This window comes from Acinetobacter sp. ABJ_C1_1 (genome assembly GCF_044684115.1).
Classification (GTDB): Bacteria; Pseudomonadota; Gammaproteobacteria; order Pseudomonadales; family Moraxellaceae; genus Acinetobacter; species Acinetobacter nosocomialis_A.
The window spans coordinates 1-16,051 of the sequence record NZ_JBITPU010000017.1; the positions used below are offsets into that span (position 1 = coordinate 1).

The 16,051-nt window shown below is 41.3% G+C and carries 12 protein-coding genes; 2 read left to right on the forward strand and 10 right to left on the reverse strand.

Going from position 1 to position 16,051, the window contains the following annotated elements:
- The first annotated feature begins 334 nt into the window (after positions 1–334).
- Both ACG59Z_RS16155 and yddG (ACG59Z_RS16160) read left to right on the forward strand, forming a co-directional pair.
- On the forward strand, positions 335–1,387 hold the full coding sequence (locus ACG59Z_RS16155) for a GlxA family transcriptional regulator (RefSeq protein ID WP_279984901.1): 1,053 nt from the start codon (positions 335–337) through the stop codon (positions 1,385–1,387).
- A 158-nt stretch (positions 1,388–1,545) separates the two neighbouring features.
- Entirely contained in the window at positions 1,546–2,493 is a 948-nt protein-coding gene (gene yddG, locus ACG59Z_RS16160; RefSeq protein ID WP_031996895.1) for an aromatic amino acid DMT transporter YddG, read from the forward strand.
- A gap of 24 nt (positions 2,494–2,517) precedes the next feature.
- On the opposite strand, the gene yddG (ACG59Z_RS16165) is transcribed toward yddG (ACG59Z_RS16160), so the two are convergent.
- The 10 genes from yddG (ACG59Z_RS16165) to ACG59Z_RS16210 all read right to left on the reverse strand — a co-directional run bounded on the left by yddG (ACG59Z_RS16165) (position 2,518) and on the right by ACG59Z_RS16210 (position 16,008).
- Positions 2,518–3,405 carry an aromatic amino acid DMT transporter YddG gene (yddG, locus tag ACG59Z_RS16165; protein ID WP_272281128.1) on the reverse strand — a complete coding sequence of 296 codons (888 nt, stop codon included), beginning with the start codon at positions 3,403–3,405 and terminating at the stop codon, positions 2,518–2,520.
- A gap of 33 nt (positions 3,406–3,438) precedes the next feature.
- On the reverse strand, positions 3,439–6,876 hold the full coding sequence (locus ACG59Z_RS16170) for a pyruvate carboxylase (protein WP_400200309.1): 3,438 nt from the start codon (positions 6,874–6,876) through the stop codon (positions 3,439–3,441).
- A gap of 95 nt (positions 6,877–6,971) precedes the next feature.
- A complete protein-coding gene (locus ACG59Z_RS16175; RefSeq protein ID WP_400200311.1) occupies positions 6,972–8,147 on the reverse strand; it encodes a hypothetical protein in 1,176 nt (391 codons plus the stop codon).
- A gap of 128 nt (positions 8,148–8,275) precedes the next feature.
- Positions 8,276–9,772, reverse strand: coding sequence for an aldehyde dehydrogenase (locus ACG59Z_RS16180; protein ID WP_400200313.1), 1,497 nt, complete (start codon positions 9,770–9,772; stop codon positions 8,276–8,278).
- Entirely contained in the window at positions 9,772–10,680 is a 909-nt protein-coding gene (locus ACG59Z_RS16185; RefSeq protein ID WP_031996889.1) for a dihydrodipicolinate synthase family protein, read from the reverse strand. Before ACG59Z_RS16185 ends, ACG59Z_RS16180 begins: the two co-directional genes overlap by 1 nt.
- An 81-nt stretch (positions 10,681–10,761) precedes the next feature.
- Positions 10,762–12,093 (reverse strand): MFS transporter, encoded by a 1,332-nt coding sequence (locus ACG59Z_RS16190; protein ID WP_400200315.1) that lies wholly within the window; start codon positions 12,091–12,093, stop codon positions 10,762–10,764.
- 170 nt (positions 12,094–12,263) lie between these two features.
- On the reverse strand, positions 12,264–13,589 hold the full coding sequence (locus tag ACG59Z_RS16195) for an FAD-binding oxidoreductase (RefSeq protein ID WP_031996886.1): 1,326 nt from the start codon (positions 13,587–13,589) through the stop codon (positions 12,264–12,266).
- An 81-nt stretch (positions 13,590–13,670) separates the two neighbouring features.
- The gene (locus ACG59Z_RS16200; protein WP_227555626.1) at positions 13,671–14,348 is read right to left on the reverse strand and encodes a GntR family transcriptional regulator; all 678 of its coding nucleotides are present in this window, start codon (positions 14,346–14,348) and stop codon (positions 13,671–13,673) included.
- A gap of 260 nt (positions 14,349–14,608) precedes the next feature.
- A complete protein-coding gene (locus ACG59Z_RS16205) occupies positions 14,609–15,646 on the reverse strand; it encodes a DUF932 domain-containing protein (RefSeq protein ID WP_400200317.1) in 1,038 nt (345 codons plus the stop codon).
- Between the two features lie 68 nt (positions 15,647–15,714).
- Positions 15,715–16,008 carry a hypothetical protein gene (locus tag ACG59Z_RS16210; protein WP_400200319.1) on the reverse strand — a complete coding sequence of 98 codons (294 nt, stop codon included), beginning with the start codon at positions 16,006–16,008 and terminating at the stop codon, positions 15,715–15,717.
- Between the last annotated feature and the right edge of the window lie 43 nt (positions 16,009–16,051).

The window sequence follows — 16,051 nt, forward strand, 5'->3', positions numbered from 1 at the left end:
CAAATTTGTCTAATCCATAACTTTTATACAATCCAATAAAAAAAATTAAGCCATTATAATTTATGGATTTTTTATTTATGTAAAGCTAAAGAAATCATCCATTTTTTCAATTTAATGTGATTACTGTCTTATGGAGCAAGACTTTCAGGAGCATAACCTTTAAAAAGTGAAAAGGTTGCAGATTTCTCAGATTACAATTTTTATTAAAGAAGAATATATTAAACAAATGATCGCTTTTTATTAATACAATATCTTTTACTATCTTCAGAACCTATAATAAGTATCGCAGATTCTAAGAATCACTGCTCTATATGGATATTGACGGTGAAGTTATATGAAATATTCTTCTCATGCTTATGATGAAGCATCTCCTTCTGAAGAAAGTCTCTCCTCGGTTCATCCAGATTTACGTGTTGGATTTATTCTGATGGATAAATTCACGCTAGCTCCTATTTCTGGTTTTGTTGAATCTCTTAGATTTGCAGCAGATAAATCTTTTCGTAGTTTGCAAATTTACTGTAAATGGGACTGGATGACTTTTAATGATGAGCCTGTTACTGCAAGTTGCGGATTATCCGTTAACCCAACAACACCACTTAACCTAAAAGCTTTAAAAGAAAATTACGACTATATTGTAGTTGCTGGTGGTCTCCTTACAGAAACAAGAAATCCTCCAGAAGAGTTAATAAAAATTCTACAGGAAGTGCACGCTGCCAGAATTCCAATTATCGCTTTATGTTCAGGCTGTTTTGTTTTGGGAAATGCAGGACTTATGGATGGTAGGAAATGTGCAATTCATTTCACTACCAGAGAAGAGTTTTCAGAAAGATTCCCAAAAGCAATCACAGTCGTGGATAAAGCTTATGTTGAAGACCAAGGTATTTTTACTTGCCCTGGCGGAACTGCTATAGATTTAGCAGCGGATTTAATACGACGTCATTGCGGTGATATTCGGGCACAAAAAAGCTTAGAATATTTACTCATTAATGCTGACAAACAAATCATTGATGGAAAAGAAGAGATACTTTTAGATAGCCCAACTACCTATGAAAATAACATTGTCTCTAAAGCTATAGCTTTTATGAGTGAAAATTTAAGTGCGCACGTTACATTAAAAGAAGTAGCAGAGCATGCGAGAACCAACCCAAGACAACTGCATCGCGCCTTTTTATCTAGCACCAATGAACCACCATCAAATTATTGGCGCAAACTAAGATTAGAACATGCTAGAAAATTACTTGCTAATACCAATGCTTACATCACAAATATTGCTATTGAATGTGGTTTTTCTGATGCTTCTCATTTTATTCTTTGGTTTAAAAAACAATATGGTGAAACCCCATTTACATATAGAAAACGCCGTCACGAGGTAGAAAAACTCAAATAACCATTAGATTTAATCACACAACTAAAGTGCGATATTTTATATAAATTGTCCTGTATAACCTATTTTCTAATTTTAAATTCTTTTAATCTGCCAGGCTTCATGCTTTTTTCTACTTTCCGTTAGCGGCTCAGTCAATTCTTTGAGTTCTTACTTTCCTTATGTCTAAAAATTTAGCAACCTTAATAGGTTTAACCGCCATCCTCATGTGGGCATCTATGGTCGGTCTTGTTAAGCATATTACTGCCGCAATCGGTCCAGATATGGGTATTACGCTGATTTATACTTTCAGTGCAGTGCTATTGCTTATTATTTTTAGAGTTCCAAATTTTAAGCTAATTTCTAAAAAATATTTAATTTTAGGTACAGCTTTATTCATTGCGTACGAACTCTGTTTTTCATTTGCAATTGCCTATTCAAAGACAGCTCAACAGGCTATTGAAGTAAGCATTGTTAATTACCTCTGGCCAAGCTTAACAGTTTTAGCCTTTGTCATTTTTAAAGAACTAAAGTTTAATTTTATTATTATCCTAGGTTTACTCATCTCAATTTCAGGCATCATTTTTATTCAGACCGGAAATGGCGATTTTAGTCTCAATAGTATTGTCGATAATTTTCATAGTAACCCTTTAAGTTATATTTTGGCATTTGCAGGCGCTGTCATTTGGGCTTTTTACTGTGTGTTAACCAAGAAAATGAGCAATGGGCAAAATCCAATTTCAATTTTCTTTATCTGTGTAGCTATCACCCTATGGTTTAAGCTGTTTATCACAGGCCATGCAACACTACCCTCTATCGATCTAGCGACATTTATAACTTTAGGGGTCGCTTCTGTTGCTATTGGTTTAGGTTATGCAGCATGGAATATTGGTATTATCCATGGAAATATTACCATGCTGGTTGTTGCCTCTTACTTTACCCCGATCATTTCATCTCTTCTAGCAATGTTCGTTTTGCAAACCCAATTGTCTATAAACTTTTGGCAAGGAACTGCAATGGTGACGGCAGGCTCTTTTATTTGCTGGATTTCTACAAACTGGTCAGTTATTCGTCCTTTTATTAAAAAGATAGCTAGAGAAATTCAATATCTCTTTACATCCAATCGTTAGGAACTGAACCGACCATCGTTTTTTTTAACGCTTCTGCCGCGTGGCAAGCCAGCATAAAACCGAACCGATGCATACCATAGCTGCCCCCTGCCAAAAAGACATTGATAGCGGTGTTTGTAAAACGATTGCTGCTAGAGCTGCTGAAAACACAGGTATAAAATAAGATGCACCTGCCAGAATCGTTACATTGCCATGCAAGATACCGACATTCCATGCGGCATAACCAAAACCCATTGCCGCCGCAGCGAGTACTAGATAGATAATTGCGTGAAGGTTAAACACCATTGGTGCCCCGCCAATGACGAGGTATTTCACCCATAAAACAAGTGCTGTAAGCATGAAAAAAAGCGTTACGCCATTTTTCCCCTTGGCTATTCTTGCAGTTACAGTACAGTAAGCAGCCCATATCAATGCACCAATAAAAGCTAATCCATAACTCAGCGGATTATCTTTTATATTTTCAAGCATGCTTATTAAATCAAGACCTTGTTCACCTCCAAGTACCCAGCAGATTCCCAAAATGGCAATGACAAATCCGGGAATCACTAACCAGTTAGATTTTTGATTATTAAATAAAATAGCTGCAACCATTGTTAAAGCTGGCCATAAATAATTGACCATTCCCACTTCAATAGCTTGGCGATTGGTATTTGAATAACCAATAGATAAGGCAAGGCATAACTCATAAGATACAAACAATAAGCTTCCCCAAATTAAATAGCGCTTAGGGAATTCACTAATCTTTGGAAACCCAATACTAATCAAGAGAAAGACAGACGCAACGCTATACATCATGGCTGCACCACCAGTCGCTCCCAAGCTCTCGCTTACACTACGAATTAGCCCAACAATAGAACTCCATAGCAAAACAGCGATGAGTCCTATTAAGGTTGCATTTCTCTTGCTTATCATATCTTTAAACCACTTCTCAAATTGATAGCCGCTCTATTGAACGACTAAAACCAAATCCATATTTCTAACTTGCTTGCCCGCACTCATTAAAACTTCCTGAACCACACAGTCCTGATCAGCTTTAATGGCAAGCTCCATCTTCATCGCTTCAATAGTAAATAGAGTCTCGCCTTTTTTAACAGATTGACCAATTTTCACTGGTACTGTACTGATCATGCCCGGCATTGAAGCACCGATATGTTTCGGATTCATCGGATCTGCTTTCGGATGGGTCGTTGCTTCATTTTGGCTTGCCTGTTTAATCTGCACTAGACGCAACTGACCATTCAGCTCTACAAATAGATCAATCACCCCATCTTTGGCTTCTGAGCGGCCCAGCAGTTTTATTTCCAGCGTCTTCCCGCGTTCAAGCTCAATTTCGACAGGGCTTTGCTCTTTTAAACCATAAAAGAAGGCTGAAGACGGAATACTTGATACCGTGCCATATTTCAGTTTGTGCTTCATAAAGTCGGTAAAGACTTTTGGATACATCAGATATGACGCTAGCTCCTGTTCGGTCAGTTGTTTCCCGAACATATTTTCAAGTATTGCTTTTTCACCTGCCAAATCGACTGGTGGCATTACTGCTCCTGGGCGATCACTTAACGGCGCTGCACCCTTTAATACCTTGTGCTGTAACTCTTTTGGAAAGCCATGTGCTGGTCTGCCTAACTCACCTTTAAACAGAGAAACCACCGATTCAGGGAAATCAATCTCCAGCTTCGGGTTTTTAATATCTTCTGAATTCAGGTTATTCGACACCATATATAAAGCCATGTCACCCACCACCTTAGAGGTTGGGGTAACTTTCACAATGTCGCCAAACAATAAGTTGACTTGTGCATAGGCATCGGAAACTTCCGACCAGCGTTCTTCAATGCCTAGCGAACGAGCCTGTTCACGTAAGTTGGTATATTGTCCACCCGGCATTTCATGATGATAGACATCGGCCGTACCCGCACGCATATCTGCCTCAAACGGTGCATAGATATGGCGTACACCTTCCCAGTAAGTTGAAAGCTGTTGCAGGTTATTAGGGTTGAGTCCTGTATCACGATCGGTATTTTGTAAGGCTGCAACCACCGAGCCCATGCTAGGTTGTGAAGTGAGTCCACTCATGGCATCCATGGCGGTATCGACTGCATCAACGCCAGCATCGATGGCAGACAAAATGCTGGCCGCGGCAATACCACTGGTATCATGGGTATGAAAGTGTATCGGCAATCCTGTCTCTTCTTTCAATGCCTTGATCAGCTCACGTGCTGCAGCTGGCTTACAAATACCGGCCATATCCTTAATAGCAAGGATGTTAGCCCCCGCTTTTTGCAGTTGCTTTGCCATATCTACATAGTAGTTAAGGTTATATCTGCGATTGTTGTCAAAGATATCACTGGTATAGCAAATTGCTGTTTCACACAGCATGCCTGATTCTCGAACCGCATCAATGGCAACCCGCATGTTATCGACCGCATTAAGTGAGTCAAATACACGGAACAGGTCGACTCCACCTTGTGCGGCCTGTGCAATAAAGTGACGGACGACATTATCCGGATAGTTGGTATACCCTACAGCATTAGATGAGCGCAGCAGCATTTGGAATAAAATGTTTGGCACTGCTTCGCGAAGTTGAGCCAGACGCTCCCACGGATCTTCTTTTAAAAAACGCATCGACACATCAAAGGTTGCCCCGCCCCAACATTCCAGTGAAAACAGCTCACTGGCCATATGAGAATAATAAGGTGCAATCGCCAGCATATCTGCTGTACGCATTCGGGTTGCAAATAAGGACTGATGGGCATCACGCATAGTAGTATCAGTGACCAATACACGTTTTTGGTCGAGCATCCAGTTTGCAAAACCTTCTGCACCCAGCAACTTAAACTGGTCTCGGGTTCCACTTGGAAGCGGCTGGTTTAAGTTAAATGTCGGTAGCTGTGCCGGAGCTGGTACGGTTTCAGGAAGTGAACGCCCTTTGAGTTCGGGTTGTCCATTGACGGTAATGTCACCTAGAAACTCCAGTAGTTTAGTCGCACGGTCCTGCTTAGGTTTAAGGTTAAATAATTCAGGTGTGGTATCAATAAATCGGGTGGTACAGGTGCCTTGTGTAAATAAAGGATGGGTCACCACATTTTCTAGAAATGCCAGATTATTTGAGACGCCGCGGATACGAAACTCCTGTAACGCTCGCAGCATACGGGCATTGGCCTCATCACCACTTGCACCGCGAACCGTAACTTTAGCCAGTAATGAATCGTAATATGGTGTAATGACCGCACCGGTATAGGCAGTGCCACTGTCTACCCGCACGCCGAAACCCGTTGCGCTACGAAATGCAGTAAGACGTCCATAGTCCGGCATAAAGCCATTTTTAGGATCTTCTGTGGTGAGTCGGCATTGCAATGCATGGCCTAATAATTTGATCTGCTCTTGTGATGGAATAAAACTACTGCCATCTCCGACCGCAGCTCCCTCCGTCACCCGAATTTGTGCCTTAACAATATCAATGCCAGTAATTTCTTCAGTAACCGTATGTTCAACCTGAATACGCGGGTTAACTTCAATAAAGTAGAAATCCTCTGTTTCGGCATCCATTAAAAACTCAACCGTACCGGCATGGGTGTAATCTACCGCACGGCCCAGTCTTAAAGCAGCGTCACAGATTTTACTACGTTGTATTTCAGATAAATAAGGTGCAGGTGCACGCTCGACCACCTTCTGGTTGCGTCGTTGTACGGTACAATCCCGTTCAAAAAGATGTACGATATTGCCATGGGTATCACCCAAGATCTGTACTTCTACATGGCGGGCATGACGAATCAGTTTCTCTAGATAGACTTCGTCATTGCCAAATGCAGATTTGGCTTCACGACGTGCAACTGTAATTGCATCTTCGAGTTCATTTTCATTTTCAACTACACGCATACCACGGCCACCGCCACCCCAGCTCGCTTTGAGCATGAGTGGATAGCCCACTTCAGCGGCCAGTAACTGGCAGTCTTCAATACGTTCCGGTAGTGCGGATGTGGCAGGAACAACAGGTACACATGCAACCATTGCAACGTTACGTGCCATCACTTTATTGCCTAACTGACGCATTACTTCCGGTTTTGGGCCGATAAAACGGATTCCCGCTTGATTACAAGCCTCGGCAAACTCAGGGTTTTCAGACAAGAAACCATAGCCCGGATGGATAGCATCTACCCCTACCTCAAGTGCAATACGGATAATATCTTCAATATCCAGATAGGCGGCGATTGGCTTTTTGCCTGCGCCTACCAAATAAGCTTCATCTGACTTAAAGCGATGTAAAGCAAATTTATCTTCTTCTGCATAAATTGCGACCGTGCGGATGCCCATTTCTGTGGCAGCACGCATCACTCGAATTGCAATTTCACCACGGTTAGCAACTAAGATTTTACGTATTGGTTTCATCTTTTTAACACTTTTAAATTACTCTCAAGCATTCTTGTCAGCTCTGCTTGAGAGCGTAGTTAATAGAAGTAGATTGATCAGTTAAGGCGCAACTCTTAGAAGTTATAAACCAGCATTACATTTAAGAGCTTGTTCCACTTTCCATCATCGCCCGCTGCAAGTGAGCTGCCCGTTCCACCCACAAATGGATCGTTTTTACTCATTAAATATTCGGTATAGAGCGAAACATTTTTGTAGTCCCATGCCACACCCACAATGTTGCGCTGTGAGTCGTCAAAGCCTTGTTCTTTTTTATTGAAACCACTAAACACGACATAAGGCGTTACGTTGAGTGAGTCTCGTACATTCTTAAAGGTGTAACTGGTATCTACCGTGTAGAAATAACCCTTATTGGCAATATCGTATTCACCATCAAACGAGCCAAAAGTAGAGCTTGCAGGGCTTACAGTATCTTTGTTGCTAATCGACTGCCTTCCGCCTGTAAGTACCACATTTAGGTTTTTATAGTTAATTCGGTTAAACACGGCCCATGTGTTTCGATTTCCATCGGCAGATGTCTTTTTATTTTCAATTTCTGAATACCAGTAGCTTCCTCCAACCGATACTTTTAAATCATCCGTACCTAAAAACTTAAGGTCTTGATCAACACGAGCCATCCACATGTTTTTTTCATTTAGGTTGGTTTTAAGTGGATCAGATGAAGTGACTACATTGGCGGTATAGCGTGCAGAATCCTTACTTGTTCCGTGATAGTTGCCACCGTCAGTTGCGAAATAGGCTAAATCCACTTTAGTCGCAGTTGGCATTTCAAAGTGATAGTTCACACCTAAATCTAAAGCGTCTTGTAGGCCCATGGTATTGTTAATACCTGCATAGAAGCTACTATCCCAATAGCGACCTGGACCAAAAGGAATCGGTTGCAAACCGACCGTAATATTATCGGTCGCATTTAAACGGTAGCCTGCATAGGCCTGTACCAAAGTCGAGAAATCACAAAATTTATCGTATTGATAGCAGCGGTATTGGACTTTACCAAACCAGTCGGGTGACTCATAAGCTACATTTAGAATCGCTGCATCAAACTTAATTTTTTGATCAGAAGCAGATTCGCCGTAGTGTTTATCTTGATAGTTGGCACGTAAAGTTCCCGAAACTGTAACTGCCCCCAATTCAGTTTTTGGGTCACCGAAAGTTACACCAGCAAAAATAGGTGTAGACATACCAGCTACAAACAACCCCATTCCCACTTTTTTGATATAGACATTATTCATTTACATTTCCTTATTTAAATGAATTTTGGATAAAACGATCCCTTCAAAAACTTTTTTGTTTTCGAATTAAAAGTTAACGTGTTTTTTAAAACTCCCTTGGTTCCCAAGAACCAAGGGTTACAGAAGTTTTAAGACTCAGACACATCAATCCAGATGGTCTTTAATTCTGTGTATTGGTCATGCGCCCAAATCGATTTATCTCGGCCACCAAAACCAGACTCTTTGTAGCCACCAAACGGTGTCGTAATGTCACCTTCACCAAAACAGTTCACGGTCACTACGCCAGCACGAATAGCACGTGAAAGCTTGATCGCATTGCGTAAGTTACTGGTATAAACCGAACCTGCAAGGCCATAAACCGAATCATTGGCAAGTGCGATGGCTTCATCAATTGTATTGAACGTGGTCACTGACAGAATTGGTCCAAAGACCTCTTCTTTAAATAAGGTATCTGTCGCCTTAATGCCATCAACCACGGTTGGCTGAACGAAAATATCTTGTTCAGTGTTACCACCAAAAACGATGCTTTGTTTTTCAGCTTTTGCCTGATCGATATAAGACTTCACTTTTTCATAGTGTGATTTGCTAACCATCGAACCCAGTTTATGATCTGGATCAAGTGGGTTACCCATTTTCCAGTCATTCAGATGTATACCGATTAATCCTAATAGCTCATCTTTAACATCAGAATGAACAATTAAACGAGAAGATGCAGAACAGTTTTCGCCCATGTTCCAAAAAGCACCATTCACGATATGCTGTGCAACCTGATCTAAATCATCGATATCATTCATCACAACAGCAGGGTTTTTCCCACCACACTCAAGAACAACACGTTTTAGATTTGATTCGGCAGCATATTGTAAAAATAGACGGCCTGTTTCAGTAGAGCCGGTAAAACTCACCATAGTGACATCCATATGTCTACCTAGTGGTTCACCGACTTCACGTCCACCACCTGGCAAAATATTGAATACACCAGCCGGAATACCAGCCTCAGCAGCCAACTCAGCAACACGCAGCGCAGTTAAAGTCGTTTCCTTGGCTGGTTTAATCACCACCGAACAGCCTGCTGCTAAAGACGGCGCAATTTTCCAAGCCAACATCAGTAATGGGAAATTCCAAGGTAAAACAAGCCCAACCACACCAATCGCTTCTCGCACCACCAGTGATAGAGTGTCTGAACCTACAGGTGCTGTATTGTCATAAATCTTGTCGATCAGTTCCGCATGCCAACGAATGGTATGAATCATTTCTGGCACATCAGTTAACTGACATTCGCTTACAGGCTTACCACTGTCTAGGCTTTCCATAACAGCAAGTTCAACTGTATTTTTCTCTAGAAGATCAGCAAATTTAAGTAAAATGTGTTTACGCTCATTCGGAGATAAACGATGCCAGCGGCCATCATCAAATGCTGCTTTAGCTTTAGCAACCGCAAGGTCCACATCTTGGCTATTACATGCAGTAATTTCAGCAAGTAACTCACCTGTTGCAGGGTTGGTCGTTTTAAACGTTTTGCCTGAAACAGATGCCTGAAATTGACCGTCAATATACGCTAAAGTCTGAAACGATAAGTTTTTGGCAATCGTTGCATATTCAGATGCAGTTAAAAGCTCAGACATTAAACACCTCCTGTAATGGCTGCAACTTCACGCTTAAGCTCTTCTACAATCACTTTGAAAGCTTGTTTTTTTTCGGCATCCATATCTTGTAACGGTGCACGAACACTGCCTGCTTTTAAACCATTAAGTTCACAACCATATTTAATACATTGAATGAAATGACCAGTTTCAAGAAAATCCATTAAAGGCATCATTGCAGCCATAATACGACGCCCTTTATCAAAGTCTTTTTCAATTACACAAGCTTCATATAAGGCAATGTGTTCACGAGGTACAAAGTTTGAACCTGCACAAACCCAACTACGTGCTCCCCATGCAAAAAACTCAAGTGCCTGATCATCCCAACCGCAAGAAAGTTCGAAGAAAGGATAGTTACGCGCCAACATGTGTAGCTGGTTCATATCGCCAGAACTTTCTTTAATACCAACAAAGTTCTTAGATTCAGCAAAAACAGTATCAAAAAACTCTTTACCCATGCTTACGCCCATACGAGCTGGGTAGTTATAGAACATAATTGGTAAGCCTGCGGCTTTATCAATTGTTAAAGCATGAGCTGCAACTTCTTGTTCAGTTGGCAATGCATAAGGCGGAATAGTCACTAAAATACTGTCAGCCTTAATTTCTTTAGCCACTTTTGCGTATTCAACCGAATCTTCAGTACGAATTGCGCCTGTACCAATCATCAATGAAGTACGTGAACCAATAACATCTTTCGCGTATTTAGCAAGGTCATAACGTTCTTCGGCAGTATGTGCGTAATATTCACCAGTTGTTGCTGCCACAATAATCCCGTGTACTTTTGCATCAATTAAATATTCTAAAACTTCTGCAAAAGCAGCTTTATCAATTGAACCGTCAGCAGCTAAAGGAGTGATTGCTGGTGTATAAATGCCTTCAAAAAATGTCATGATATTTTCTCCGTTTTAAAGTGTTTTGAAAGTTGCCATAATCAATTTGAGAGCTTGGGATCATGACAACCCGATCAATTGTTAATTTTTCAAAGAAGTTGCTTGTTCCAAACTCAACCCTTTGGTTTCTGGTGCCGTCATAATCGAAACAATCAAACCAAGTAAGGTGACGCCTGCTGCCACAAACATTGTGTTACCAATACCAATCGTGTCTAATGACATCGGAACCAGCCATGTACCCACTGCTGCGCCGATTCGTGAAAATGAAGTTGCCATGCCGACGCCAATCGCACGCATTTCTGTTGGAAAGAGTTCATTTGGATAAACCAATTCCAAGACTTGCGCCCCACCAATTAATACGGCGTATGCACAGAACAAAACCAAGACCAACATTTGTGAACCATCAGCAAATTCACCTAGACCTAGCAATGCCAAACCTGACCATAAGAAACTGTGAATGATCAATTTACGGCGACCCATCACATTGATCAGTTTGGTTGCAATCACACAGCCCACCACGAACATTAAAGTAATTGCCACTGAACCATATTCAGCCCATGAGCCTTTGAGATTCATTGCGTCTAAAACACGAGGTGCAAAGGAATAGACAGCAAACACAGGAATCACCGCACACATCCAAAACATCGAGCAGAAAAATACGCGTTTGCCATAGCCCGAAGCTAAGATTTGAGTAAGAGATAAATTTTTAACCTCTTCCTGAACGGGCACATTAGCAAGTGAAAAAGATGGTCCGTATACTTGTTTAATAATGACTTCTGCTTCAGCATTACGGCCCTTGCTGATGAGCCAACGTGGTGATTCTGGCGTGCCAATTCGGATTAAAATCAAAATCAGACCAATCACAGCTGGGCTAGCAAATACCCAACGCCAAGCCTCGTTAAGATCCATCTTTAAAATCATATTGCCGAAGAGATAAGCTAGCATCGCACCAAAAAACCACATGATTGTAAGCATTGCTAAACGAGGGCCACGTGCTTTGGTCGGTAGAAATTCAGTCAGTAATGACCCGCCTGCCGCATATTCAAAACCGACTGCGATCCCGATCATGAAACGACATAAAAATAATACCCATTCGGAATCAGCCCAAAGCTGAGCCACAGAACATAAAACAAATAAAGTTGGAGCAATAAAATATAGTTTCTTGCGCCCTATCCAATCACTTAGCCAGCCACCTAAAAAGCCGCCCAAAAACATTCCGAATAAAGCGGATGCCGCAATCATGCCTTGCCAAAAATTGGATAACTGTAATTGCGCAGCGGCCTGCATTAATGCAACGCCGATAATACTTAGAACATAGCCATCCAGTAGCCAACCGCCACCTGTACGAATACTCAATAACTGATGAAATCCATTTACTGGTACATCATCAATTGACATATGATTCGTTGTCATTTTTATCTCCAATACTCGTCCACCGAAGTGGATGTGTTTCCTACACATTTAAGAAATTTAAGGTTGAAAAGCCCCTGCGAAACTGAAAACTCAATTTCGCCACCTTCGCTGTTTAAAGCTGTTTACCTAATTAATTTGATTTAAAACCTATAAACCTAATGCCACCTAAATTACTCTTCCAATCCAGCTTTTCTTTGCCCCCACCACAAGGTTGCATTGACGCCAATGGATAAGAATGGCTCAGGCGGAACTTTGTTTGGACCAGAGGTTTCTAAAAGGAAATCAATCAAATCGTTACGCTGGCCTGCAATCCAGTCAGCTAATAAAGTACCTGTGACTGTTCCGCGAGTAATTCCTAGACCGTTACAACACAAAGCACCATAAACATTTGGAGCAAGCTGGCCAAAGAAGCCTTTATGGTTTTGCGACAATGCCAGTGAACCACTCCACGTATATTCAAAGTTAACGTCTGGCAACATTGGAAAACGGTTATCAAAAGAACGCTGATGTTTAAAAATAAAACGTTCTAGACAGTGCGGTTTGGGTTTTCCATTTGGGTTAAAACTAAAACTGTTGCGTATTAATATACGATTGTCGTGTGTACGGCGAACGGTACTACCAAAAGGATCTGATGGAATCACACCCCAGAAATCTTTACCGCCTAATTCAGCTTGCTCACTTGGTGTTAAAGGACGAGTCATGCTTGCATATAAAAAGACGGGCAACATGGTGCGTTTTAATTGTGAAAAACCAAAACGTTGGCCAAAAGCATTATTTGCCAGAATCAATTTATCCGCAGTGATTTGACCAAGGTCATGCTTTAATACAACTTTATCGCCATATTCAACCTCAGTAATTGCTGTATTTTCATATAGCGTCACATTTGACGGTAAACTTTCTGCCAACCCTTTTACTAATGCTGATGGCTGAACCAACATTGTTCCTGGTGTGAACAGTGCTTTTTTATAAAATGAAGTTCCAATATGGCTTGGCAATTCCGAACCATTAATGACTTGGTACTCTTGCCCGAGTTTATCTAAACCACGTTGATAGGCTTCCAAAACCTTAATACCACGGTCTTCTACAGCACCTTGATATTTACCACTTGGACGCATGTGACAATCAATTGCGTGTTTTTTTACTAAGTCATGCAGAATAGACTGACCTAACAAATTTAGCTTCAATGTCGTTTTGGCAATATTGATATCACCAATATAGTCTTCAGCACCAATATCATGTGGAAGATCAATTGCAAAACCTGCATTTCGACCAGCTGTGCCAAAACCAACTTCTTGTGCTTCAATCAAGATCACTTCATCATTGGGAAAATTGAGTGCTAATTGACGTGCTGCGGCCAAGCCCGTATATCCTGCACCAATTACTGCCCAGCGTGCTGCGCTTTTGCCAGTATGGCTTGGTTTAACCATTCGTTTTGGGCTGAGGTGATACCATGCACATCGTTGGTCATCGGCAGGTAAGGCTGTAACTTTAGTCATTTCAAAAACTCCATTTATATTGTCCACTCACCTACTTTTCCTGTAAGTGAAAATATTATTTGTAAAAGGTTCTGCCTTTAATTAATAAGTAAGTGGAACATCAATACCTGCCGGAATAACATATTCTGTCATTCGACGGCGAGATAAATCCATGTGCACGCGGATCAGCTCACCAGCTTCACCTGCGTTGTGACGCTCAATCGCATCAATAATCTGGTCATGCTGAAGAACTGCTGTGTCGAGGTCTTCTTGCATATCTGTTGAAGTAGGTTGGCGATAGAAAATTTTGCCTAATCGTGCATGATCAATGAGCAAGCGTTCTAGACTAGGTAAGAGATATGCATTTTGTGCAATTCGTCCTATTTCTAAATGAAATTGGTTGTTATAGTAAACACGGCCTTCCAAGTCATTTTCATCAATTGCTTGACGGAATCGTTGCTGGATTTCTTTCAATTGATTAATCTCAATTGGTCCTGCATTTATTGCGGCCAACTGGGTAGTTGCAATATAAATAAGTGGCGCAGCTAAAAAGAAATTACGTAGTGATTGATGGCTCATCGAAGAAACACGAGCAGCGCGATTTGCTTCAAGCTCAAGATAGCCTTCAGCTGCCATTTGACGGATTAGTTCACGTACGGGTGATCTAGAGATTCCAAACTCTTCACTCAGGGCTATTTCATCTACAATTGCGCCCGGTGCCAATTCCATACTAATAATTCGGCGTTTTAATGTTTCGGCTAATCGTATTTTCTTATCCATCTTAACCACTCCATCCATAAGCCTGAGCTCGGTTCCTACCTTTATGGGAAATGTCTACAATTTGTATAATTCTCCATTTCTCAAATAATACAATGTGTCTACAATTTAAAAAGATAAAGAAAAGGACAGAAAATATAAGGGATTTACCAATCTGTTTTATTGATATAAGAGATGTACTATTTTTCAAAAAATAAAAGTAACACTGTCTTAATAGCTATATCTAACTAGATATAGCTATTCCATACTTAGGCTAATTAGGTTTAAGTTACCATATCTAATGCCTGCTCCAATCCTCTCTGCTTAATAGTAGCTCCTCTCCCGAACCATGCTGAATTCAATCGATGATCACGACTCATCGCACGGCGTTCATGATCAACAAACTCAGTAATACTACAAAGTAAGCCATAAGCCGTATCTTTCGCAGAACCCAACTCAGCCCCCCGACCCTGCCCATTGAACATTTCCATAGCCTTCGACATCGCTCGACCATTTGGTTCGGATTTAGAGTTTGATTTTTTGTCCATAGATGCTGCTTTAAGGTAATACTGAATAATACTTTCTTCCTGTTCTGTAGAACTCATTGTCGTGTTATTAAACACGGCATCGAAATAAGCTGCCGCTTCTTGATGTGTCACTTTCCTTTGACTCAATTGCTTCATCTCATACATATGTTCGTCCCATGCACGAACCGAAATACCCAATTGCTGTTTAATCTTCTCTGCATCAAATTTAGTACTGTGTGGAACTTTCACCACGCCTGCACTACTATCCTGCCCACGTAAGGCAATCGCTAAGGTGTTATTACACACTACGCGAATACTAGTGAACTGCGCCGTGGTTGCCAATGTGCCATCACATGCTGTTGCCAACAAAACGTAGCCATTACTGACATCTTTACCTTTTAATGCTGCCGATTGCCCCGTTCTTGCCAATGCCCAGAATTTCTTGCCGCCTTTAAGTACCCCAGCGGTTTCCAGTTCAAAACCTGATTGTTCAGTCAGGTCTCGGTAAAACTCTAGAATTTCTTTAGGTTGTACTTCTTGGTAACGCTGACTCACCACCGATAACGGTGCATGGGTATCGGAACGATACAGCACCCGCTGTTCTTCATAAGGCATGATAATGCTTTGCCCACGTGCATTCTTTGCCATATAACTAACATTGGAGGATTCTATTCGCCAGTCCATGCCTGCCTGCTTCGCCCAGACTTCGATCGGCCGATGTGGCGAGAGTTGATTGCCCAGACCATGCCACGGGGTTTGACCAACAAATGCCATTGTTTCTATTTGATGTGCCATAGTTTTTTCCTATTCAGTGTTTTTAATTAAGTGATTGAAATCTTTTAAATGCTATAAATGATGTTGAGTTATGAGAAACCTGATTGCTGAATCTCAAAATGTTCCAGACATTGCTCACACTGGTAAAACAGCGTCACCATATTGTCTTGATGCTGAACGTAGAGCAGAAACATGCCACCGATAACCAAGCCCACAAAGCCACCCACCAAAGGGTGAACGGGACTGCGTTTTGATAACTGCATACAAGCGACTGCCAGAGACATCGGCGAGAATGATGAAAGCTTTGCAAATACGCCCGAAGTTGGCTCAGTCTGGCGAAGTAATGTGATGTGTAATGAATGACAGTAAGGACACTGGTGCATGGTCTTCTTCCTTAAATAAAAGGCATAAAAAAAAGAGCCTGCG